At 31.6% G+C, this 21,332-nt stretch carries 17 protein-coding genes; all 17 read left to right on the top strand.

All coding sequences use genetic code 11. The annotated features are described in order from the left end of the window. Positions 1 to 1,049 precede the first annotated feature (1,049 nt). The 17 genes from RH99_RS06350 (at position 1,050) to RH99_RS06270 (ending at position 21,309) form a co-directional block, all read left to right on the top strand. Entirely contained in the window at positions 1,050 to 2,096 is a 1,047-nt protein-coding gene (locus RH99_RS06350; RefSeq protein ID WP_010235485.1) for an ABC transporter substrate-binding protein, read from the top strand. Between the two features lie 138 nt (positions 2,097 to 2,234). Next, entirely contained in the window at positions 2,235 to 3,050 is an 816-nt protein-coding gene (locus RH99_RS06345; RefSeq protein ID WP_010235484.1) for an ABC transporter permease, read from the top strand. A gap of 87 nt (positions 3,051 to 3,137) precedes the next feature. Beyond that, complete coding sequence (locus tag RH99_RS06340; RefSeq protein WP_010235482.1) at positions 3,138 to 4,094, top strand: ABC transporter ATP-binding protein; 957 nt, start codon at positions 3,138 to 3,140, stop codon at positions 4,092 to 4,094. Between the two features lie 76 nt (positions 4,095 to 4,170). Next, the gene (cysK, locus tag RH99_RS06335) at positions 4,171 to 5,118 is read left to right on the top strand and encodes a cysteine synthase A (RefSeq protein ID WP_010235479.1); all 948 of its coding nucleotides are present in this window, start codon (positions 4,171 to 4,173) and stop codon (positions 5,116 to 5,118) included. 322 nt (positions 5,119 to 5,440) lie between these two features. After that, complete coding sequence (locus RH99_RS06330) at positions 5,441 to 6,730, top strand: O-acetylhomoserine aminocarboxypropyltransferase/cysteine synthase family protein (RefSeq protein WP_010235476.1); 1,290 nt, start codon at positions 5,441 to 5,443, stop codon at positions 6,728 to 6,730. A gap of 228 nt (positions 6,731 to 6,958) precedes the next feature. After that, the gene (locus tag RH99_RS06325) at positions 6,959 to 7,849 is read left to right on the top strand and encodes a radical SAM protein (protein WP_010235474.1); all 891 of its coding nucleotides are present in this window, start codon (positions 6,959 to 6,961) and stop codon (positions 7,847 to 7,849) included. A gap of 145 nt (positions 7,850 to 7,994) precedes the next feature. Continuing rightward, complete coding sequence (locus tag RH99_RS06320) at positions 7,995 to 9,464, top strand: nitrogenase component 1 (RefSeq protein WP_010235472.1); 1,470 nt, start codon at positions 7,995 to 7,997, stop codon at positions 9,462 to 9,464. Continuing rightward, positions 9,464 to 10,780 (top strand): nitrogenase component 1, encoded by a 1,317-nt coding sequence (locus RH99_RS06315; RefSeq protein WP_010235471.1) that lies wholly within the window; start codon positions 9,464 to 9,466, stop codon positions 10,778 to 10,780. The genes RH99_RS06320 and RH99_RS06315 overlap by 1 nt, the downstream gene beginning before the upstream one ends. Before the next feature lie 135 nt (positions 10,781 to 10,915). Continuing rightward, positions 10,916 to 12,025: a histidinol-phosphate transaminase gene (hisC, locus tag RH99_RS06310; RefSeq protein ID WP_010235468.1), complete on the top strand. Its 1,110-nt coding sequence runs from the start codon at positions 10,916 to 10,918 to the stop codon at positions 12,023 to 12,025. Next, on the top strand, positions 12,025 to 13,128 hold the full coding sequence (locus RH99_RS06305) for an iron-containing alcohol dehydrogenase family protein (protein ID WP_010235466.1): 1,104 nt from the start codon (positions 12,025 to 12,027) through the stop codon (positions 13,126 to 13,128). Before hisC ends, RH99_RS06305 begins: the two co-directional genes overlap by 1 nt. Before the next feature lie 465 nt (positions 13,129 to 13,593). Next, positions 13,594 to 14,427 (top strand): ABC transporter permease, encoded by an 834-nt coding sequence (locus RH99_RS06300; RefSeq protein WP_010235463.1) that lies wholly within the window; start codon positions 13,594 to 13,596, stop codon positions 14,425 to 14,427. Positions 14,428 to 14,497: 70 nt separating this feature from the next. Next, the gene (locus tag RH99_RS06295) at positions 14,498 to 15,592 is read left to right on the top strand and encodes an ABC transporter substrate-binding protein (RefSeq protein ID WP_010235462.1); all 1,095 of its coding nucleotides are present in this window, start codon (positions 14,498 to 14,500) and stop codon (positions 15,590 to 15,592) included. A gap of 29 nt (positions 15,593 to 15,621) precedes the next feature. Further along, the gene (locus RH99_RS06290) at positions 15,622 to 16,698 is read left to right on the top strand and encodes an ABC transporter substrate-binding protein (protein WP_010235460.1); all 1,077 of its coding nucleotides are present in this window, start codon (positions 15,622 to 15,624) and stop codon (positions 16,696 to 16,698) included. Between the two features lie 400 nt (positions 16,699 to 17,098). Continuing rightward, positions 17,099 to 17,545: a pyridoxamine 5'-phosphate oxidase family protein gene (locus RH99_RS06285; RefSeq protein WP_010235457.1), complete on the top strand. Its 447-nt coding sequence runs from the start codon at positions 17,099 to 17,101 to the stop codon at positions 17,543 to 17,545. A gap of 59 nt (positions 17,546 to 17,604) precedes the next feature. Beyond that, positions 17,605 to 18,423 (top strand): nitrogenase iron protein, encoded by an 819-nt coding sequence (gene nifH, locus RH99_RS06280; protein WP_010235454.1) that lies wholly within the window; start codon positions 17,605 to 17,607, stop codon positions 18,421 to 18,423. A gap of 116 nt (positions 18,424 to 18,539) precedes the next feature. After that, complete coding sequence (locus RH99_RS06275; protein WP_010235451.1) at positions 18,540 to 20,006, top strand: nitrogenase component 1; 1,467 nt, start codon at positions 18,540 to 18,542, stop codon at positions 20,004 to 20,006. Between the two features lie 4 nt (positions 20,007 to 20,010). Continuing rightward, positions 20,011 to 21,309 (top strand): nitrogenase component 1, encoded by a 1,299-nt coding sequence (locus RH99_RS06270; protein WP_010235447.1) that lies wholly within the window; start codon positions 20,011 to 20,013, stop codon positions 21,307 to 21,309. Positions 21,310 to 21,332 lie beyond the last annotated feature (23 nt).

Here is a 21,332-nt window from a genome sequence, read left to right as displayed (position 1 = left end):
ATCATCTCCCTTTTATTATTAAGGCATATTCAAATAAATAACTAGTCAGTATGCTAATCTATTTTGAATCCTACTACGTCAACAGAACCCGTTTTCTTGTATGATTAAAAATATCCGCCGCATCTTTGACTTACTATTTATTTTCATATGCCTAATCTAAGATATTTTTGTAAATAGAAAAGGCTAGATCTATCTTCTTAAATTCAAGAAGATAAACCTAACCTCCAGTTTTCTGGTCAGTTTAAATAGAAAGTATTACATACTATTTCTATATTTTTAATATGCCTTTTTTTAGATTCTATTACTTTATTAGAATATTGTCAACAAAAAAATTACCCTTATGTGTAATTATGATGTAGAATATGTTAATAATATATGAATTTATTAATAATATATTAATAAATTCATATTTCAAATAATTAATTTTATCAATATAAAATTTCATATAAGTAATATATAAATCATTTTATTTATGCAAAGTTAATACAGAGTAATTGCATATTCGACATAATAATTTAGTTTTTTATATTAGGCATGTTCAAATAAATAACTAGTCAGTATACTAGTCTATTATGAATCATACTACGTTAACAGAACCCTCTGATAGCACCACTATCATCAGAACCCGTTTCATTGTAAGATTCAAAATATACAACCTATCTTTGACTTGTTATTTATTTTCATATGCCTTAATTAATTTATTTAATTATTATAAATTGTTTTATCTCTCAAAGATAATGAAAAAATAATACTTTATGACCATGTGATTTTAAGATTACAAAAGATATACTGTAAATAAGTATAAAAAGTTATTGACAACATAGATAAATTGTAGTATTGTATACTAAACAGATAGGAATAATATATAATTATATTAGGTTGACCAGAATAACTGGAGACTAAGTTTTCTCATGAATTTGAGGGGGTTTGGTCTTTTTTTCATTTTATTCTGTAGAGGGGGAGAGCTTTTAATGATTATATAAATTAAGATCTTTTATACAAATGACAATATTTATTGAACTTTAGGATGAAAATTAGGAGGAGTTTTAATGGTTAAAAAAAGATTTAACAAAAAACTTGTATTAATTATTGCTTCATTAGTGTGTTTAACAAGTTTAGTAGCTGTCGGTTGTGGTAATAAACAGTCTGCTAGTGCATCGTCGTCAAAGGGAGATGTTTTAAAACCAGATAAAGACGGATTAATTCCAATAAAAACATGGACTAGAGTTGATTGTGGATCTACACCTTGGGTTGTAGCTGATAAAAAAGGGTTTCTTAAAAAATACGGATTAAAAGTAGAATTCACTGGTACAACTCAATCAGCTCAGCAGATACCATCAGTACTAAATGGTAATAATGATATATGGGATGGACATCCAAATACTTATGCAGTTGCTATAGCTGGAGGAGCACCTTTAGTAGGTATTGGACCAGCAGGAATAGATCCAGGACCAGATGTTGATCCTAAATATCGTCATATGAGATGGTATGTTAATCCAAAGAGTGGTATTAAATCATTTAAAGACTTAGTAAATTATAAAAAAGGTCAGCAGCTTAAATTTTCAACTATTACTACAAATATATGTGCAGATTTTCTTGCTAATACCATAGCTGATAAAAATGGACTGTCAAGGGATAGAATAGAATGGAGTAGTATGCCAGATGTTCAGGCAGTACAGACTTTAAGTCAAAGTTTAGTTGATGTTGCTGGAGTTCATCCACCGTACTATAAAGCTATGGAGGATGCAGGAATGGTGCAAATTGCAGATACTGCAGATACTGATCTTGGACCAACAGCAGGTTTATCATATTACGTTGTTACTAAAGACTTTGCACAAAAGAATCCAGAAGTAGTTAAGAAGTTTGTTAAGGCTATGATTGAAGCTCAAACTTGGGCAAATAATAATCCTAAAGAAGCTCAAGAATTAACTTCAAAAGCTATTGGTCAGCCAGTTAATGCCAGCCATTATTATGCTACAAGCAGTAAAATAGATGACAGCTTAATAAAACCATGGCTTAATGAATTAGAAAGAAATAAAGTAATACCTAAAGGCAAACTTAAACCAGAAGATATCATAACACACAAATTTGAATAATAAATAAAGGGTTGTTTAATGACTGGATTTGAAATACGTAAAATAATTGCTTTATCTAAAAGCAGTAATTGCCTATTTAAAAATAGTTATTTAACAACCTGAATAATATTAAATATTTTTTACAAGGGGGAGTTTTATATGCAAATTGCTGCAGCTAATAGTAACGATAATAAGGGGGGGATTATTGATAAATTAGAAATAATTTTCAGAAAATCTATAGCATTAATAATCTTTTTTGCTTTATGGCAAATATTGCCTACAATGGGAGTTGTAAACAGACAGTTTATACCATCATTATCAGATATTATAGTGACTATGGGACAGTTATTAGCAACTGGTGAATTAATTACCCATATACAGGCAAGTTTATCAAGGGCAATAGAAGGTTTCGCACTTTCTGTATTAGTAGGTGTTCCACTAGGATTTCTACTAGGAGGATGGTTTAAAAAATTTGAAGAGATTCTAGATCCACTACTACAGGTATTTGCACAAATTAATCCTTTCACACTTTTCCCTATATTTATTTTATTCTTTGGAATTGGTGAGGTGGCAAAGGTAGCAATAATTTTCTGGGTAGCTATATGGCCAGTATTATTCCACACAATTAATGGTGTGAAAGGTATTGATCCATTATTAATAAAAGGTGCACGAGCTATGGCTACACCTAAGTTGTCACTTTTCTACAAAGTTGTTTTGCCAGGAGCAGCACCTTTGATTTTTTCAGGACTTAGATCTTCCGTTGGTACTGCATTTTTAATGCTTATTGCTGCAGAAATGATAGGAGCAAGTAAGGGATTAGGTTGGTTAATACTAAATGCGCAAAACAATTATAATATTAATAAATTATATGCCGCAGCAATTACTATTGCTTTACTTGGAATAGTAATAACAAAACTCTTGGTTCTATTAGAACGTATAATAATTACTTGGAAAGACGATTCATCAACTATATAAAAAGGAAGTTTATATTGTCAATTACAGAAATCTAAGAATAGGTGAGTATATTAAAAAAATAAAAGATTGTAAAGGGAGTGTCTGTATATGAGTAGAGAAAATACTGTATTAAAAGAAAATGTATTTATTAATAAAGAAGATGAATCTTCTAAAAAATATGATAGCAATATTAGTTCTAAAAAGGATCAAAGGGAAATAAAAATTTTAGCTAAAGATATAACGCGTACTTTCACTGTAAAAAATAGAGGTCAAAAAGGAGTAGAAGAATTTGTTGCAATTAAAGATATTAATTTAGAAATACGTGCAGGTGAGTTTATTACTTTGGTTGGGCCAAGTGGTTGCGGTAAATCAACATTCTTGGATATACTTTCAGGGCTTTCAAAACCAACTTCTGGAGAATTATACATTGATGGTAAATTGGTAAAGGGTCCAGCTCTAGATCGCGGAATAGTATTACAAGGATATGCTTTGTTCCCTTGGAGAAATGTTCGAAAAAATATTGAATATGGTTTAGAATTGAAAAAAATTTCTAAAAAGGAGAGAAAGGAAATAAGTCAAAAATACATTGATTTAGTTGGATTAAATGGATTTGAAGACAGATATATTCATGAGTTATCTGGTGGTATGAGACAGAGGGTGGCAATAGCTAGAGCATTAGCTTATGATCCAGAGGTACTTCTTATGGATGAGCCATTTGCGGCTGTTGATGCACAGACTAGAGAAGTAATGCAAGAAGAACTATTACGAATATGGGAAAAAACTAATAAGACTATAGTATTTATAACTCATAGTATTGAAGAAGCAGTATTTCTTGCAGATAGAGTTGCTGTATTATCAGCTAATCCTGGCGAGGTAAAGGAAATTATAAATGTAGATTTACCAAGGCCAAGAAAACTTGGAGACGTTAGAAATTCTCCTGATTTTAATTGGTTAAGCCATAAAGTATGGGAATTATTACACAATGTAGAAGATAAAAAAAGTACTAAAATAATAGATGAGCATCGTAATATTGCTGAGGAGATATCTCCAACTGCAAATTTGTAAATTTGTTATTTAAAGTAAGTAGTGATATAAATAATAATGTAGCAGGATTATAATCAGGAAATTAGGAGGATATCACATGTCGAAAATCGCTAGAAAATTAGTGGATTTAATTGGGAATACTCCATTGTTAGAGATATCTAACTACAATAAGTATAAAGGGATAGAGGCTAAAGTAATTGTCAAATTAGAGTATTTTAATCCATCAAGAAGTGTTAAAGATAGAATTGGATATGCTATGATTAAGGATGCAGAGGATAAGGAACTAATAAATAAGGATTCAGTTATAATTGAACCTACCAGTGGAAATACAGGAATTGCATTGGCTTTTGTTGCAGCCTCAAAAGGTTATAGACTTATATTAACTATGCCAGAAACTATGAGTGTTGAGAGAAGAAATTTGCTTAAAGCACTAGGCGCGGAACTAGTTTTAACTCCTGGAACATATGGAATCAGAGGAGCAATATCAAAAGCTAATGAGTTAGCAGGTGAAATCCCTAATGCCTTTATTCCACATCAGTTTAAAAATCTTATAAATCCGGATATTCATAGACAAACCACCGGTGAAGAAATATGGAGAGATACAGACGGAAAAGTAGATATTTTTGTTGCCGGAGTTGGTACAGGAGGTACTTTAACTGGAGTAGGAGAAAATTTAAAGAAGAAAAAAAGCAGTGTTAAGATTATTGCAGTAGAACCTTTTGATTCACCTGTTTTGTCAGGAGGATCAAAAGGTTCACATAAAATTCAGGGCATAGGATCAGGTTTTATTCCAAGTATACTTAATTTGAATATAGTAGATGAAATATATAAAGTAAAGAATTATGAAGCCTTTGAGACATCAAGAGAATTAGCTCAAAAAGAAGGGTTGCTAGTAGGAATGTCTTCAGGAGCAGCAGTTTTTGCTGCTACAGAGATAGCAAAAAGAATAGAGAATAAAGGTAAAAATATTGTTGCCATATTACCGGATACCGGAGAAAGATATTTATCTACTCAGTTATTCTCGCACTTACGTATTATAAAATAGCATACAATATTATAGCATTTAGATATGCTTAGTATAGAAATCTTCATTAGAGTTTTTATATAATAATTATATTTGTTGATTTTATAAATAAAATAATTTTCTATAGAGCATATAAAGAAATAACCGGTCAGTGTGTTTATATAGTTGGCTTGTTATTTCTTTTTAGATATCTAATATGTAGGTTACAATTAAAATTATGCTTTTAATCAATAATGGCTAATAGACAAGCTTTAAACAAAATAGCTATTTTACAATGAACATAATTTATTGTAACATATATAGTTTTAAATTTTTAATAAATTATTTTAAGGAGTGTTTTTGCATGTCAGAGAAAAATTATAGATTTGAAACTTTGCAATTAAGAGGTGGTTATGATCCAGAGAAACACAATTATGCATCAGCAGTGCCTATTTATCAAACTGCCTCTTTTAATATTGGAAGTATAGAAAGATTAAGAAGAATACGTGGTTATGAGGAAAAAGGATTTTTATATACTAGAAGTGGTAATCCAACTATAGATGTACTTGAAAAAAGAATAGCTGCACTAGAGGGAGGTACAGCAGCTATTGCCGTAGCTTCAGGTATGGCTGCTGTAGCTTATTCAATACTAAATGTAGCAGAAGGTGGAGGAGAAATAGTTGCACCAGCTTCTTTGTATGCTGGGTCATTTAATTTATTGAAGCATACATTACCAGCATTTAATATAAAAGTAAATTGGGTAGAAGATCCTAATGATCCAGAATCCTATAGGAAGGCTATTACTCCTAATACAAAAGCAATATTTGCTGAGACTATAGGAAATCCGCTGATAAACATATTGGATATTGAAGAAGTAGCAAAAGTTGCTCATGAAAATGAAATTCCACTTATAGTGGATAATACTTTTCCAACACCACATCTCTTAAGACCTTTTGATTTTGGAGCTGATATAGTTGTATACTCATCTACAAAATCCATAGGTGGGCACGGCACTACACTTGGAGGATTAATTGTGGAAAATGGGAAGTTCAATTGGAATAATGGTAAGTTTCCACATTTTACAAGATTAGATTATAAGGCGCAAAATAAAAACTTATATGAACTATTTCCAACAGCAGTGTTTGCAACAAGGGTAAGAATACATTATTTATCAAATTTTGGTGCGGTACTTAGTCCTTTTGATGCTTTTTTGATTCTTCAAGGAATTGAAACGCTGTCAGTGAGATTGGATAGAGAAGTTAAGAATACAGAAGAAATAGCAAAATATCTTTCTAAGCATACAGCTGTTTCGTGGGTAAGTTATCCTACTATCGAAGATAATGTTAATAGTGGATTAGCTAAAAAATATCTTCCCAATGGAGCAGGTTCAATATTGTCCTTTGGATTTAATGGAAATCAAGAAGAAATAGATACATTTCTTGATAGTCTAGAAGTCTTTAGTTTTCTTGTGAATGTAGGTGATTCGAAGTCATTGGCTACACAACCTGCAGAAACTACTCATGGATCTCTCAGCGATGAGGATAGAGAAAAAGCTGGAGCATTCTGTAATGCAATAAGATTATCTATTGGAATAGAAAATATACAAGATTTAATAGATGATTTAGAGCAAGCTTTTATAAAAGCTAAAAAATAAAGTCATATTTATGAAAAAATAAATTTATATTTGACAAAGCTTAAAATAAGATTTATAATAATTTCAACAAAACAAATATGAATACTTGGAATTGATAATTGTAGTTTACCAGAAAAACTGGAGGCTAAGTTCTATAGGAGTAAATAGGACTTAGTCTTTTTTGTCTATAGGATTTTATAATTATTAAATATATAAAATTCAAGTTTTTATTTAAGAGGAGGAAAATTTATGATAAAAGTTCATAAGGATTCAGGTTTTGCCCATCTTGCAAAAATACATCCTTGCTTAGGTGGAGAAGCTCATCATAATTTTGGAAGAATTCACCTTCCAGTAAGCCCAGCGTGCAATATTCAGTGTAAATTCTGTAAGAGAGATTGCAATAGTAATGAAGAAAGACCAGGAGTTGCAAATGGAATATTAGATCCTAAGGATGCTGTAGATACTGTTAGAAGAGCACTAGAACTTTGTCCTCAAATAACAGTAGTAGGTATAGCTGGACCTGGTGACACTTTAGCAACACCACAGGCTATTGAAACCTTTAAGCTTGTGGACAAAGCTTATCCTGATCTTGTAAAATGCTTGAGTACAAATGGATTGTTACTTTATCGTTATGCACAGGATATTTATGATGCTGGAGTAAGAACTATAACAGTAACCGTAAATGGTGTTGATCCAAAGATTCAGAGTCAGATTATATCTCACATAGTACTAGATGGCAAGGTATATCATGGAGAAGAAGCGGCAGATATACTTATAAAGGCACAACTTAAAGGAATTGCTAAAATAAGTAGTTTAGGTGTAGTGGTAAAGGTAAATTCTGTGCTTATTCCAGAAATTAATGATGAACATATAGAAGAAATAGCAAAGACTGTAAAAGAGGCTGGAGCTACTTTATATAACATCATACCTTTAATACCACAGCATGATTTAAGTCATGTTCCAGCTCCTACCTGTGAACAGCTAGATAAGGCAAGAATAACTGCTGAAAAATACCTTGGAGTATTTAGACATTGCAAACATTGCCGTGCGGATGCATGTGGAATACCAGGTAAAGAAGACCTTTCATTAAAACTTTATGGAGTAATAAATGAAAGACTTGAAACTTTTTCACATGGTTAAATATATTTGGAATATACGACAAATACCATAATAGTTTACCAGAAAAACTGGAGACTGAGTATTTTCACCAATCAGTGGGGATACTCGGTCTTTTTGCTTATATGCATAATTAATAATGAAATCTTCATATGGGGGGATAAGTTTTATGTCTATTAATATTAAAAGGATAGAAGCCGTTAATAGAGAAAGTAGACTGGGTGCAATTACTGGATATACTGGAACCGTTAAAGATCTTGTAAAAAAGGCTAAGAGCGGTTGCCTTAAAAATAAAGAGCGATGCTTCAGTCAGGCTACTAATTGTAGCTCTGGATGTGCTCAAGGATATTTGTCACGTATAATGGATGCAGCTATTGTAAACCATGGAGCACGTGGGTGTTCAGCAGATGTTATTGGAGAAAATACCAATTTCCAATGGGGACAAAATATAAGGAATCTAGAAAAAAGAAATGTAAATGTAATTAATACTAATATGACGGAAGAAACTACTGTTTTTGGTGGAAGATCTAAATTAAGAAACGGTATAAGAGAAGCTTATAAAAGATTTAATCCTAAGGCTATATTTATAACTACTTCTTGTGCATCAGCAATTATTGGAGATGATATCAAAAGTATTGCAGATGAAATAGAAGCAGAAATAAACATACCAGTCGTACCTGTATTCTGTGAGGGATTCAGATCGAAGATATGGGCTACGGGATTTGATTCTGCTTTTCATGCCTTGTTAACTAGGATAGTAAAACCACCAAAAGAAAAGCATCCTGAAATTATTAATATGCTAACTTTTAATGGCAGTGGTCGTGATTATGTAATAGAAATATTAGCTAATTTTGGACTTGTGCCTAAATTTGGAGTTCCTTTTTCCACAATAGATGAAATATCAAAAATGTCTGAGTCAGCGGCAACAATTAGTATCTGTGGTACTCTTGGGAGCTATTTTGGAAATGGGCTCGAGCAAAAATATGGAGTGCCTTATGTTAAATCTCTTCAGCCTCATGGAATTGCAGGTATGGATAGTTGGTTAAGAGGTTTAGGTAAAGTTGTAGGTAAGGAAAATGAAGTAGAGGAATATATAAAAAAAGAAAAAGAAAAAATTGCACCAGAACTTAAAGAAATAAGAGAAAAATTAAAAGGAAAAACTGCAGTAGTTGGTATGGGACCAAGTTTTTCTCATAATTACATCAGGGTATTAAATGAGCTTGGCATTAAGGTGGTATGGGGGGCTTCATGGCATTTTGATCAGCAATATGATCATGGTAGTATACCAGAATCATCTATTGAATTATCTGAGAAAGAATATGATGTTCCAATAAGTGTATGTGATCAGCAGAATTTTGAAATATTAAATTTACTAAATAAACTTAAACCTGATTTATATATATCAAGACATCCTGGCACTACAGTATGGCCAACTAAAATGGGTATACCTTCAGTAATGGTAGCCGATGAATTTAGTGCCTTTGGATATAAGGGAATAATAGATTTGGGTTACAGAATAATAGATACTTTAGCAAATAATAATCTTGCACTCAGTCTATCAAAAAGAGTTAAATTACCATACACTTCTTGGTGGTTTGAACAGGATACATTTAAGTTTCTTGAAGAAGAGGTGAAATAATGAGTGAGGTAGTTGAACAGTTAAGACATGTTTGTACACTGGGTGGATATGAATCAGTACTTGCTATAGAAAGAGCTGTACCTATAATACATGCTGGACCAGGGTGTGCTGCAAAGATATGGGCTACACTAGGACTTCAGAATGGATGTCAAGGAACAGGATATATAGGTGGACACTCAATACCATGTACTGATGTAGGGGAAAAAGAAGTTGTTTTTGGTGGAGCAAAGAAACTACGCAATGTTATTTCAAACTCCTTTAAAGTAATGGATGCAGATCTCTATGTAGTATTAACTGGGTGTACTTCAGATATTGTAGGAGATAATGTCCCCGATGTTGTTAAGGAATTCAAAAATGGCGAAAAATCAATAGTATATGCTGAAACAGGTGGATTTAAAGGTAGTAATTTTATCGGGCATGAACTTATTATTGATGCTATTATTGATCAATATTTAAAGCCAGTAGATAAAATAGAAGATAAACTTATAAATATATGGGCTACAGTACCATATCAAGATACCTTTTGGGCCGGAAATTATGAAACATTGAGAAACTTGCTATCACTAATAGGAGTTAAAGCTAATATTATCTTTGGACCTGGTCAAGGAATAAGTGCACTAGATGATGTGCCTAAAGCACAATACAATTTATTAATATCTCCATGGGTAGGGCTTAAAAATGTAATTCATCTTAAAGAAAAATTTGGTACACCATACGTTCATTATCCAACACTTCCTATTGGTCCAACAGAAACGGGTAAATTTTTAAGAACTATAGGAAATTTGCTTAACATTGAAAGTAAGGTTGTTGAGAATGTAATCAAAAAGGAAGAAGATAGGTATTTCTACTATATAGAAAGAGCAGCAGATGTATTACTTGAAACTAGATTGCTTCCAAAACATTTTGTTACTATAGCAGATAGTGCCTATACATTAGGTATATCTAAATTTTTGACAAATGATTTGGGTTTATTGGGAGATAGGCAATTTATTACAGATGATACACCTAAAGAATATGAAAAACAAATAAGAGAAAGTTTTGATGAAGGATCTAATACATTTATGGGAGAAATTACTTTTACAAGTGATAGTGGAAATATAAAAGAGTATTTGCGAAACACTAAATTTAGAACCAAACCACTTATACTTGGAAGTGGTTGGGATAGAGTGATTTCCAAAGAAGTTAAAGGCTATCAACTTTCTATATCTACACCTATAAGTGATAGGATGGTACTTAGTAGATCATACCTAGGATATGAAGGTGCATTACGTTTAACTGAAGACATATATTCGGCAGTGCTTCAAGATTTTCAGTAAGATAAAATTGTGAGATTTATTTATGAGAGGGTTTAGTATAGAGAAAAATTATTGCACTGGGTATGCAATAAAATAATAAATTATGTGGGTTAATTTATTATTAAAAGTTTAACATTATTTGGAAGGGATGATATTATGTCAGAACTTAGCTGTAGAAAAGCATTAGATAATATACTATCCTATGCTCCTGCTAAAACACTTCAAGAAATACAGCAGGAATTAGGTCTTAGTAATATATTGAGATTATCAGCAAATGAAAATACAATGGGACCATCACCTTTAGCTCTAAAGGCAATTGAAGAAGGATTAAAAGGTGTTTATCTTTATCCAGATGGTTTATGCACTGAACTTAGAAGAAAATTAGCTTATACCTACAATTTGAAGGAAGAAGAATTGATTTTTGGTAATGGTTCTTTTGAACTTATCAATTTAGTTGCTCAAGGTTTTATTAACCCAGGAGATGAGTCAATTATACCAACACCATCTTTTGGTTGGTATAAGGTTGTAACTTTAGCTATGGATGGGGTTCCAGTTGAAATTCCTCTTGAAAATCATTCAATAAATTTAAAAGAAGTGAAGGACAGGATAAGCAGCAGAACTAAAGTTATATGGTTATGCAATCCAAATAATCCAACTGGGACTATTTTTGGTAAAGAAGAGCTAATAGATTTTTTAGATTCAATACCTAAAAATATATTAGTGGTGTTAGATGAAGCTTATTATGAATTTGCTACAAATGAAGCTTATCCACAGACAGCTTCTCTAGTAGATAAGTATTCTAACATAATAGTATTAAGGACCTTTTCTAAAGTTTATGGATTGGCAGCACTCAGAATAGGGTATGGAATTGCAGATAAGAAATTGCTTGGTGAATTGAATAAAATAAGATTGCCTATTAATGTTAATGGTTTAGCACAAGCAGCTGCTATAGCTAGTTTAGAAGATCAGAATTTTAGAGGAGCATGTGTTAGCAATAATAATAAAGGCAAAGAATTCTTTTATAAAGAATTTGATGAAATTGGTCTTGAATACATACCAACAGAGACTAATTTTATAATGGTTAATGTGGAGGAAGATAGTGTAAAAATATCCAATAAAATTCTAAAAAATGGGATTGCCGTTCGTGCTGGTGTCGAATATAATATGCCAACCTGGCTTAGAATTACAATTGGAAAACCTGAAGAAAATAAGTTAGTAGTTGAAGAGTTAAAGGCTGCTATAAAGAATTTTGAAAGGGTGATATAATGATAAAGATTAAAGCTCCAGAAGCTTACATTAATGAAGAAAATATTTTACGAGAAGGTGGTAAATATATTTCAAAATTAGGGAATCATGCTTTGATTATCGGAGGCAAAAGAGCCTTGGATATAGCAGAAGAAGATTTTTTAAAAAGCTTAAGCGATGAAAAAATTAAATATGAAGTTGAAACGTTTCAGGGATATTGTACCCTTGCAAATATAGATAAATATGCTGATTTGGCTAATGAATTAGGAGTGGATTTAATTATAGGAGTTGGTGGAGGAAGAGTACTTGATACAGTAAAAGCTGTAGGAGAGAAAACCAATCTACCTGTAGTAACAGTTCCAACTATTGCTGCAACCTGTGCAGCTTGGTCAGCCCTATCTGTAATATATGATGACAAAGGTGAACATACGGATTATTGGTTATTGAAAAATTCCCCTAAATTAATATTGGCGGACATTAATATAATCTCAAAAGCCCCTGCCAGATATTTAAATGCAGGTATTGGTGATACTATTGTAAAATGGTATGAAGCAGCACCCCATCTAACAAATAGTAGTGATCTTACTTTAAGAATAGGATTGCAAACATCAAAATTAGCACTTAATATACTAGAAAATTATGTTGATAAATTGGGAACAGAAGGCGAAGATAACAATACGGAGAATCAATATAAAGATGTAATTGATTCTATCATAATTTTAGCTGGATTAGTTGGAAGCATAAATGGCGGAAAACATAGAGCGGCAATAGGACATGCTGTCCATAATGGTCTAACATATATTCCAGATACAAAGGGAACTCTACATGGTGAAAAAGTTATTTTTGGTTTGATTGTACAGTTTATTCTAGAAGGAAAAAGTGAAAGGGAAATAGACGGTCTTGTTAATTTACTCAATAAGTTAGAATTACCAGTTACATTAGCTCAGCTGGGAATAAAAGATAATGTAGATGATAAGATACAAAGTATAGCTAATAGTATTAATTTCAATTCTGACGAATTGGATAACTTAAATTTTAAGGTAAGTGGAGACCTAATTAGAAAAGCAATTATTAGGGCGAATGAAATAGGAACCAATAGTTTGAAACTTCAGGCTATAATATAATATTTACTTTTGTCTACTATAAATAATTATATAAAACTTAATAGAGAGACTTATCTAGAAAGGTAGAGGGAATGTTACGATGAAGTCTTTGCAAACAAAGCGACTTTGTTTGATAGAGTTAATCTCATCAGATATTACCAGAAAGATAAGACTAAATGAATTTGTAATCTTCACTTACTTTACGTTGGTGGAGATTATATTTTTATAAAAGCATTTTATATGATTTATTCAAGATATCTTGATATAATTATTGACAATTATATAGAATTTACTTATAATGAAGTAAAGTTAACATATTGGTAAACTATGATATTAGTCGACTGGAAAACCAGAGACTATAAGTAAGAAGTTATTTATACTTATAGTCTCTGGTTTTTTTGTTTGCTAAATGTGGAGAATATTTATAGGAACCAAGACAATAAAATAGTTGATTTAAAATTTTTATTTCATAGGAGGTAATAAAAAATGAATCAAACATTAGATAATTCTATAAAACTCAGGAAGGCAAAGCAATCAAAAGATGAATTTATTTTTTTAAAAATTGTAAATTTCATATTCAATTTAAGACAATTATTGGGTATAGTAATATTTCTATTAATATGGGAAATAATACCTAGGATAGGTCTTGTTGATAGCAATTTTTTACCACCATTTTCTGTAGTAATGCATACATTTTTTCAAATGTTACTTTCTGGAGAACTTATAGATAATATAGCAATTAGTTTACGACGTTCTTTAATGGGTTTTGGTTTAGGATTGCTGTTAGCTATACCTTTGGGGCTTATTATAGGTTCTTTTAAAAAAATTGAATTTTATGTAGATCCACTACTTCAATTATTTAGGCAAACATCCACACTTGCTTTACTACCAGTTTTTCTGCTGTTCTTCGGAATAGGTGAAACTTCTAAAGTTGCTATAGTTTTTTGGGGGGTTTGGTCTGCTATATTATTGAATACTGTCAATGGAGTAAAAAATGTAGATCCAAATTTAATTAAAGCTGCAAGATCTATGGCATCACCACAATTAACAATATTTTTAAAAGTAGTATTGCCTTCTGCATTTCCATCCATTATTACAGGTATAAGAATTAGTGCAACCTCATCAATTTTAGTTTTAATTGCAGCGGAGATGATGGGGGCAAGCTCTGGATTAGGATATTTATTATATGATACACAAATGAAATATCAGATATCAAAGATGTATGCATCTATTGTTACAATGTCCCTAATAGGAATTATTGTAAATTATATTATAGTAGCTTTTGAGAAGAAGATTTGTGTTTGGAAACCACAGAATTAACACATATTTAACTGTCAAATTTGTACTATAAATAGATTTTAATATTTAGACTAAAGGAGTGCACAAAGTAATGAAAAAATTTTTAACAGTAGTATTGAGTGTAGTAACGATTATGTCATTGTTTGTAGGATGTGGAAAATCAACTTCTAATACGTCACATAATAATGCATCTGAATCTGATGTTGCAGATAGTACAAAACCATATACAGGTAAATTTGTTAATGGAAAATTGACAAAGCCATTTCATCTTAAAATGCCAACGCCTACAGGATTTACTGAAGAATCTATTATAGCTGATAAAAAAGGATTTTACAAAGAAGTAGGAATAGTTCCTGAATTTACAGGCGTTTTGCCTCCAAATGTAAGCTTAGTTCAATCTGTAGTTAAAGGTCAGAACGATTTGTTTACTGCAGGTCATATAACAACAATTGCTCAGGCACAGCAGGCGGGTGCAAATCTGAAAATTGTACTTACAGGAAGTAGTGATAGTGATGATCCGCGCAAAAATCATATGGTATGGTTTGTGAGGAATGATAGTAATATTAAATCGGCAAAGGACTTAGTGGGAAAGACAATTGCAATGAGTAGTAAGGGAAGTTGTGCAGAACTTTGGAATGCAGAATTTTTACGTCAAAATGGAATAGATATAAATAAAACTAAAATTGTTGTTATGTCTGATCAACAGCAGGAACAAGCGCTTAAGCAAGGAAACATAGATGTAGCAATATTGCATGCCCCATTTAGTATAAAGGCTAGGAATGATGGGGGACTAAAAGTATTAACTATAAGTTATGATATTGCACAAAAAGATGGTGATGGTCGACTTAGTGGGGTTGGTGCTCGTGCATTTACTCAGGATTTTATAAAGAAATATCCTGATGTAGTAAAGGCATATACAGTAGCTACTATTAAATCACAACAATATATAAATAATAATTTTGATGATGCATTGAAAACTGCTGGTGAGTTTTTAAAAATGGACACAAAAGATATGGGTGGTTTAACATATCCAGATCAAAAATGGGTTAAACCAGAACAAATCAATTTCTGGATTAATGTGGCTGAAAAAAACAAATTAAGTGGATTTGAGACACCAGAAAAAGTAAAAGCTTCAGATTTATATACTAATGATTTAAATCCATATTATAAAGGTGAACTAAAATAGAAAATAAAATTAGTGATGGAGGGTATCAAATGAAGAAAATTTTAGTACTATTATTAGGAGTAATAATGGCCATGACAGTATTTGCAGGATGTGGAAAATCAAAAGCTACAGCTACATCAGAAGGTGAAAATGATAGTAGTAAACCCTATACAGGTAAATTTGTAAATGGTAAGCTTACAAAGCCATTTACTCTTAAAGTTCCAACTCAAACAGGTTTTAATGAAATTATTATAGCTGATAAAAAAGGTTTTTTAAAAGATGTAGGTATAAATCTTGAGTATACAGGTGTTTTGCCTGCTAATGTAAGTCTAGCCCAATCAGTAGTTAAAGGTGATAATGATTTATACAATTCAGGACATGTTGTAACAATTGCTCAGGCACGTCAAGCAGGAGCTAAACTTAAAATTGTACTTCAAGGTATGGTAGATAGTCCTGACTTTGATAAAACCCATATGACATGGTTTGTACGAGATGATGGAAAAATTAATTCAGCCAAAGATTTGGTTGGAAAGAAAATTGCAATGAGTAGTAAAGGAAGCTGTGCAGAACTTTGGAATTCAGAATTTTTAAGCCGAAATGGAGCAGATGTAAGTAAAAATCAAATTGTTGTTATGCCAGATCAACAACAGGTACAAGCACTTAAACAGGGAAGTGTGGATGTAGCTATTTTACATGCTCCATATAATATGAAAGCTAAAAATCTTGGCTTGAAAGTTCTTACTACAAGTTATAAGATTGGTGAAGCAGCTGGTAATGGAACTACTAGTGGGCTTGCTGTTCGTGCATTTAGTGAAGATTTTATAAAAAAATATCCAGACGTAGTGAAAGCATATATAGTAGCAGATCTTAAAGCACAGCAGTATATAATGAATAATTATAATGAAGCATTAAAAATTGATGCGGATTACTTAAAAATGAATGTTAAAGATGTATCTGGTAATGCGTATCCTGTTGATCAAAAATGGCTTAAACAAGAACAAGTTGAATTTTGGATTAAGGCAGCGGAAAGAAATAAATTTACTGGCTTTGAAACACCAGGCAAAGTAAAAGCTTCAGATTTATATACTAATGCTTTAAATCCTTATTATACTGGAGAATTAAAATAAATTTAATTGTGTAAGAGAATAATAGTATTTGAGCATTCATAAAACTGATATTTCTATGAAAAAATTAATTATATTAAAAAAACATTTGACAAAATACTTTCTTAGAATTATAATCTTAATAAACACATTTGAATACTTGGTAATGTATATACAGTTGACTAGAAAAACTAGAGACTGATATCTAACTTCATTATATGTCTTTTGAAGTTAGATATTGGTCTCTTTCTGTTTTTATTAATTAGTTAAGAGAATTTAATTTAATGCACTGTATTTCTATATAAACAATACCTAGTTTTAGAATTAGAGTAATTTAAAAATGTTGATAAACTGAGAGGGATAAATAAACGCCCATTCAGTATAATTTATTCATAAAAATATATAGGCATAGGAGGTTAGTAAAGTGAGTGAAGTATCAAATGAGGCAATTAAGTATATAGAACAGTCAAAGTTAGCATGGTTAGTTACAGTTGGAGAAAATAAAAGACCATATATAAGACCTATGGGAGCATTCTCTAATGATGGTTTAGATTTATATTTTTTAACTTCAAAGAAAACTGAAAAAGTTAAACATATAAAAGAAAATCCAGTTGTGACATTTTATTTTGAAAATCCAAATCAATCTTATGAAATATTTAAGAGTCTTTCACTAAGTGGGAAAGCTATTGAAGTTTTAGATGAAAGTGAATTTAAAAAAGCTGTAGATGGGATAAGTATTCGTTATCCTTTGATAAAAGAGAATGTAGAAAATGGTAATATTAAGGAGTCTTCAATTTATAAAATAACAGCAGATTTTATAAAGTTTGCTGATTATAGCAAAACACCTAAAGAAGTAACAGAAAATATTTAATCTAAAGTGAAAATTTAATAAAAATAAACTATAATGAAAAATTTAGGAGGATAATTTAAATGAGACAGGTAGCTATTTATGGAAAAGGTGGAATAGGCAAATCAACAACAACACAAAACTTAACTTCAGGGCTAAATGCTATGGGAAAGAAAATAATGGTAGTAGGTTGTGATCCTAAAGCGGATTCAACAAGATTATTATTAGGTGGACTTGCACAGAAATCAGTTCTTGATACATTGAGAGAAGAAGGAGAAGACGTAGAATTAGATTCTATATTAAAAGATGGATTTGGTGGAATCAGATGCGTTGAATCAGGCGGTCCAGAACCAGGAGTTGGTTGTGCAGGAAGAGGAATAATAACTTCAATAAACATGTTAGAACAACTTGGAGCTTATACAGACGATTTAGACTATGTATTCTATGATGTACTAGGAGACGTTGTTTGCGGAGGTTTCGCAATGCCAATCAGAGAAGGAAAAGCTCAAGAAATATATATAGTAGCAAGTGGAGAAATGATGGCATTATATGCAGCTAACAATATCTCAAAAGGTATACAAAAATATGCTAAGAGTGGTGGAGTTAGACTAGGTGGTATCATCTGTAATAGTAGAAAAGTTGAAAATGAATATGAATTACTAGATGCATTTGCAAAAGAACTAGGAAGTCAATTAATACACTTTGTACCAAGAAGCCCAATGGTAACAAAGGCTGAAATAAATAAACAAACTGTTATACAATTTGATCCTGAAGCAGATCAAGCAAATGAATACAGAGAATTAGCAAGAAAAATAGACGGAAATGATTTGTTCGTAGTACCAAAGCCAATGTCTCAAGAAAAACTAGAAGAAATATTAATGCAATATGGTTTAAACGAATAATATTAATTGATAATTATAAATTTTCAACATGCAACTGTAAAATCTTTATTAGTAAAGATAAATCAGTTGCATGTCTATATATAAGAAATATTTAAAAATTTAGGAGGATTAGATCTATGTCAATTAATTTTAAAATATCCGCAGTACCAACAAGAGAGAATCGTCTAGGTTCTGTAACGGGTTATAGTGGTGATCTTCATGATATTGTTAATAAATCAAAATGTGGAAGTTTAAAAAATAGAGATAGATGCTTTAGTCAGTCTAGTTCTTGTAATGCCGGTTGTGCACTAGGTCAACTTTCAGGTATAAGAGATATAGCTATAATAAATCACGCACCTTCTGGATGTACTGCTATGGCTCCAAATACAGATGTTACTAATAGGCAGTTGGCAGCTAAAAGGGGTATTACAAATGCAACAGTATTTGTAGGAACTGATATGGATGAAAAAGACACAGTATTTGGTGCTACAGGAAGTCTTAAAGAAATAGTTCTAGAAACTTATAAAAGATATAACCCAAAAGCAATATTTATAGGCACATCTTGCTTAACAGGTATTATAGGTGAAAATGTTGATAGTGTTGTTGAAGAACTTAAGAAAGAGATACCTGTGCCAATAACTGCTGTACATTGTGAGGGCTTTAGATCAAGAATATGGGCAACTGGATTTGATGCCTCAGATCATGCTGTACTTACAAGCATTGTAAAACCACCTGAAAAGAAGGTTGATGTAATAAATTTTAAGAACTTTTATGAAAGTGCCAGAGAGGAAATAACTGATATATTCTCAAATTTTGGTGTTAAACCTTTATTTTTATATCAGAATTCCACAGTTGAAGAGTTATCTCATCTATCTGAATCCTTAGCAACAGTGAGTATATGCGGTGTTTTAGGTTCATATTTAGGAAATGGATTGCAAGAAAAGTATGGAGTGCCTTTTGTAAATACAATAAATCCATTAGGAGTTTCAGGTTTTGAAACTTGGCTTAGAGGTATAGGAAAAGTTATAAATAAAGAAGCAGAAGTTGAGGCTTATATAGAAAGAGAAAGAGCTATATATTTGCCTAAAATAGAGGAAGTAAAGAAGGAACTTAAAGGTCTAAGAGCTGTTCTTGGAATGGGACCAGGTTATACCTATGAGGTATCTCGTGTACTTCAAGAATTAGATATGGAAGTAGTCTGGGCAGCATCATGGCATCATGATAAAAAACATGACAGTGGTGAATTGCCAGCAGCTCTTAAATATTTAGGAGAACATTCACCTTATAATTTTAAAGTTAGTGTGGCAGATCAACAAAATTATGAAATTTTGAATATATTAAATGAATATAAGCCAGATATATATTTCTCACGTCATCCAGGTACTACAGTATGGGCAATAAAACAAGGAGCATCTGCCTTGTGTGTAAATGATGAATATATGATTTTTGGTTATAAAGGCACATTGGACTTTGCATATACAGTACTTGATACTATAAAAAATAGAAGCTTCGAAAAAAATTTAGCGGCTAGGGTTAAACTACCTTATACAGATTGGTGGTATAACCAGAATAATTCAACATTTTTAAAGAAGGAGGCAAAATAAGCATATGGCAAAAATATTAGATCAACCAAGGTATAAATGTGCTTTAACAGCTATGCAAACCGTACAATCAATTCCAGGAGCTTTACCTATTTTACATTCAGGACCTGGCTGTGGCCAAAAACTTGCAGGGGGGGCAGGAAGCTCTGGACACTTTTCACATAATATATTTCCTTGTTCAAATATAAGTGAAAAAGAAGTAGTTTTTGGTGGTGAAAAAAAGCTAAGAGAAACCATTGAAAATTCACTTAAAGTTATAGATGCAGATTTGTATGTAGTATTGACAAGTTGTACATCAGAAGTCATAGGTGATGATACTGAAGAAATTGTACGTTCTTTTAAAGATGCTGAAAAGCCTGTAATATTTGCATCTACGCCTGGATTTAAAGGTAATAATTATGAAGGAAATGATTGGGTCATTAAGGCAATCATTGAACAGTATTTAAAACCAACAGATAAGAAGACAAAAGGACTTGTGAATATTTGGGCTGGCATACCATTACATGATCCATTTTGGCTTGGAAATTTAAGAGAGCTGGAGAAGCTTGTTGAAGAATTAGGGTTAATACCAAATACAATATTTGGTCATGATAGAGGAATTAAAAATTTAAATAAAATACCAGAAGCTGAATTCAATCTTTTAGTATCGCCTTGGGTGGGCATAGAAAATGTTAAGCTTTTAGAAAGTAAATTTGGAACTCCGTACCTTCAATATCCTACTATTCCAATAGGAGCTACTGAAACTAGTAAATTTCTTAGAGCCGTTGGTGAGTTTACTGGAGTAGAAAAAGAAAAGGTTGAAGAAATTATTACTAAACATGAAGAGGAATATTATTATTATATAGAGCGTTTTGCAGATGTATTTCTTGAAACACGTGTAATGGCAAAAAGGTTTGTTGTAGTTTCAGATGCTCAATATTCTCTTGCTTTAACAAAATTTTTGGTGAATGATTTTGGCCTCTTTCCATCAAAGCAGTATATAACCGATGATACACCAGAAAAGTATAGAAAAGATATAGAAGGATATTTTAAAGAATTAAATTATGGAATAGAAGCAGAAGTTGAGTTCTCAAGTGATGGATATAAAATACATGATGAAATAAAGAATACAGATTTTCATGGATATCCATTAATATTAGGTAGTTCCTGGGAAAAGAAAGTAGCTAGTGACACTAAAGCCCATTATCTATCAATTTCATGGCCTATAAATGAGAGACTTATAATAAATAGTTCTTATGTAGGATATGGTGGAGGGCTTAAGCTCCTAGAGGATATATATTCCGTTGTTCTTACAAGGTTTAATTAAAATATAATCATAAAAATTGGGGG

Origin of the sequence: Clostridium arbusti SL206 (genome assembly GCF_000246895.1) — a bacterium.
Taxonomy (GTDB): domain Bacteria; phylum Bacillota; class Clostridia; order Clostridiales; family Clostridiaceae; genus Clostridium_I; species Clostridium_I arbusti.
The sequence above is the reverse complement of the archived record's forward strand: the minus strand, read 5'-3'. Positions and strand labels throughout refer to the sequence as shown.

Coding starts and splice junctions, on each gene's coding strand:
- RH99_RS06270 (WP_010235447.1), top strand. CDS start 20,011: ATGGCAAAAATATTAGATCAACCAAGGTATAAATGTGCTTTAACAGCT.
- RH99_RS06325 (WP_010235474.1), top strand. CDS start 6,959: ATGATAAAAGTTCATAAGGATTCAGGTTTTGCCCATCTTGCAAAAATA.
- RH99_RS06350 (WP_010235485.1), top strand. CDS start 1,050: ATGGTTAAAAAAAGATTTAACAAAAAACTTGTATTAATTATTGCTTCA.
- nifH (WP_010235454.1), top strand. CDS start 17,605: ATGAGACAGGTAGCTATTTATGGAAAAGGTGGAATAGGCAAATCAACA.
- hisC (WP_010235468.1), top strand. CDS start 10,916: ATGTCAGAACTTAGCTGTAGAAAAGCATTAGATAATATACTATCCTAT.
- RH99_RS06290 (WP_010235460.1), top strand. CDS start 15,622: ATGAAGAAAATTTTAGTACTATTATTAGGAGTAATAATGGCCATGACA.
- RH99_RS06315 (WP_010235471.1), top strand. CDS start 9,464: ATGAGTGAGGTAGTTGAACAGTTAAGACATGTTTGTACACTGGGTGGA.
- RH99_RS06345 (WP_010235484.1), top strand. CDS start 2,235: ATGCAAATTGCTGCAGCTAATAGTAACGATAATAAGGGGGGGATTATT.
- RH99_RS06275 (WP_010235451.1), top strand. CDS start 18,540: ATGTCAATTAATTTTAAAATATCCGCAGTACCAACAAGAGAGAATCGT.
- RH99_RS06340 (WP_010235482.1), top strand. CDS start 3,138: ATGAGTAGAGAAAATACTGTATTAAAAGAAAATGTATTTATTAATAAA.
- RH99_RS06320 (WP_010235472.1), top strand. CDS start 7,995: ATGTCTATTAATATTAAAAGGATAGAAGCCGTTAATAGAGAAAGTAGA.
- RH99_RS06330 (WP_010235476.1), top strand. CDS start 5,441: ATGTCAGAGAAAAATTATAGATTTGAAACTTTGCAATTAAGAGGTGGT.
- RH99_RS06300 (WP_010235463.1), top strand. CDS start 13,594: ATGAATCAAACATTAGATAATTCTATAAAACTCAGGAAGGCAAAGCAA.
- RH99_RS06305 (WP_010235466.1), top strand. CDS start 12,025: ATGATAAAGATTAAAGCTCCAGAAGCTTACATTAATGAAGAAAATATT.
- RH99_RS06295 (WP_010235462.1), top strand. CDS start 14,498: ATGAAAAAATTTTTAACAGTAGTATTGAGTGTAGTAACGATTATGTCA.
- cysK (WP_010235479.1), top strand. CDS start 4,171: ATGTCGAAAATCGCTAGAAAATTAGTGGATTTAATTGGGAATACTCCA.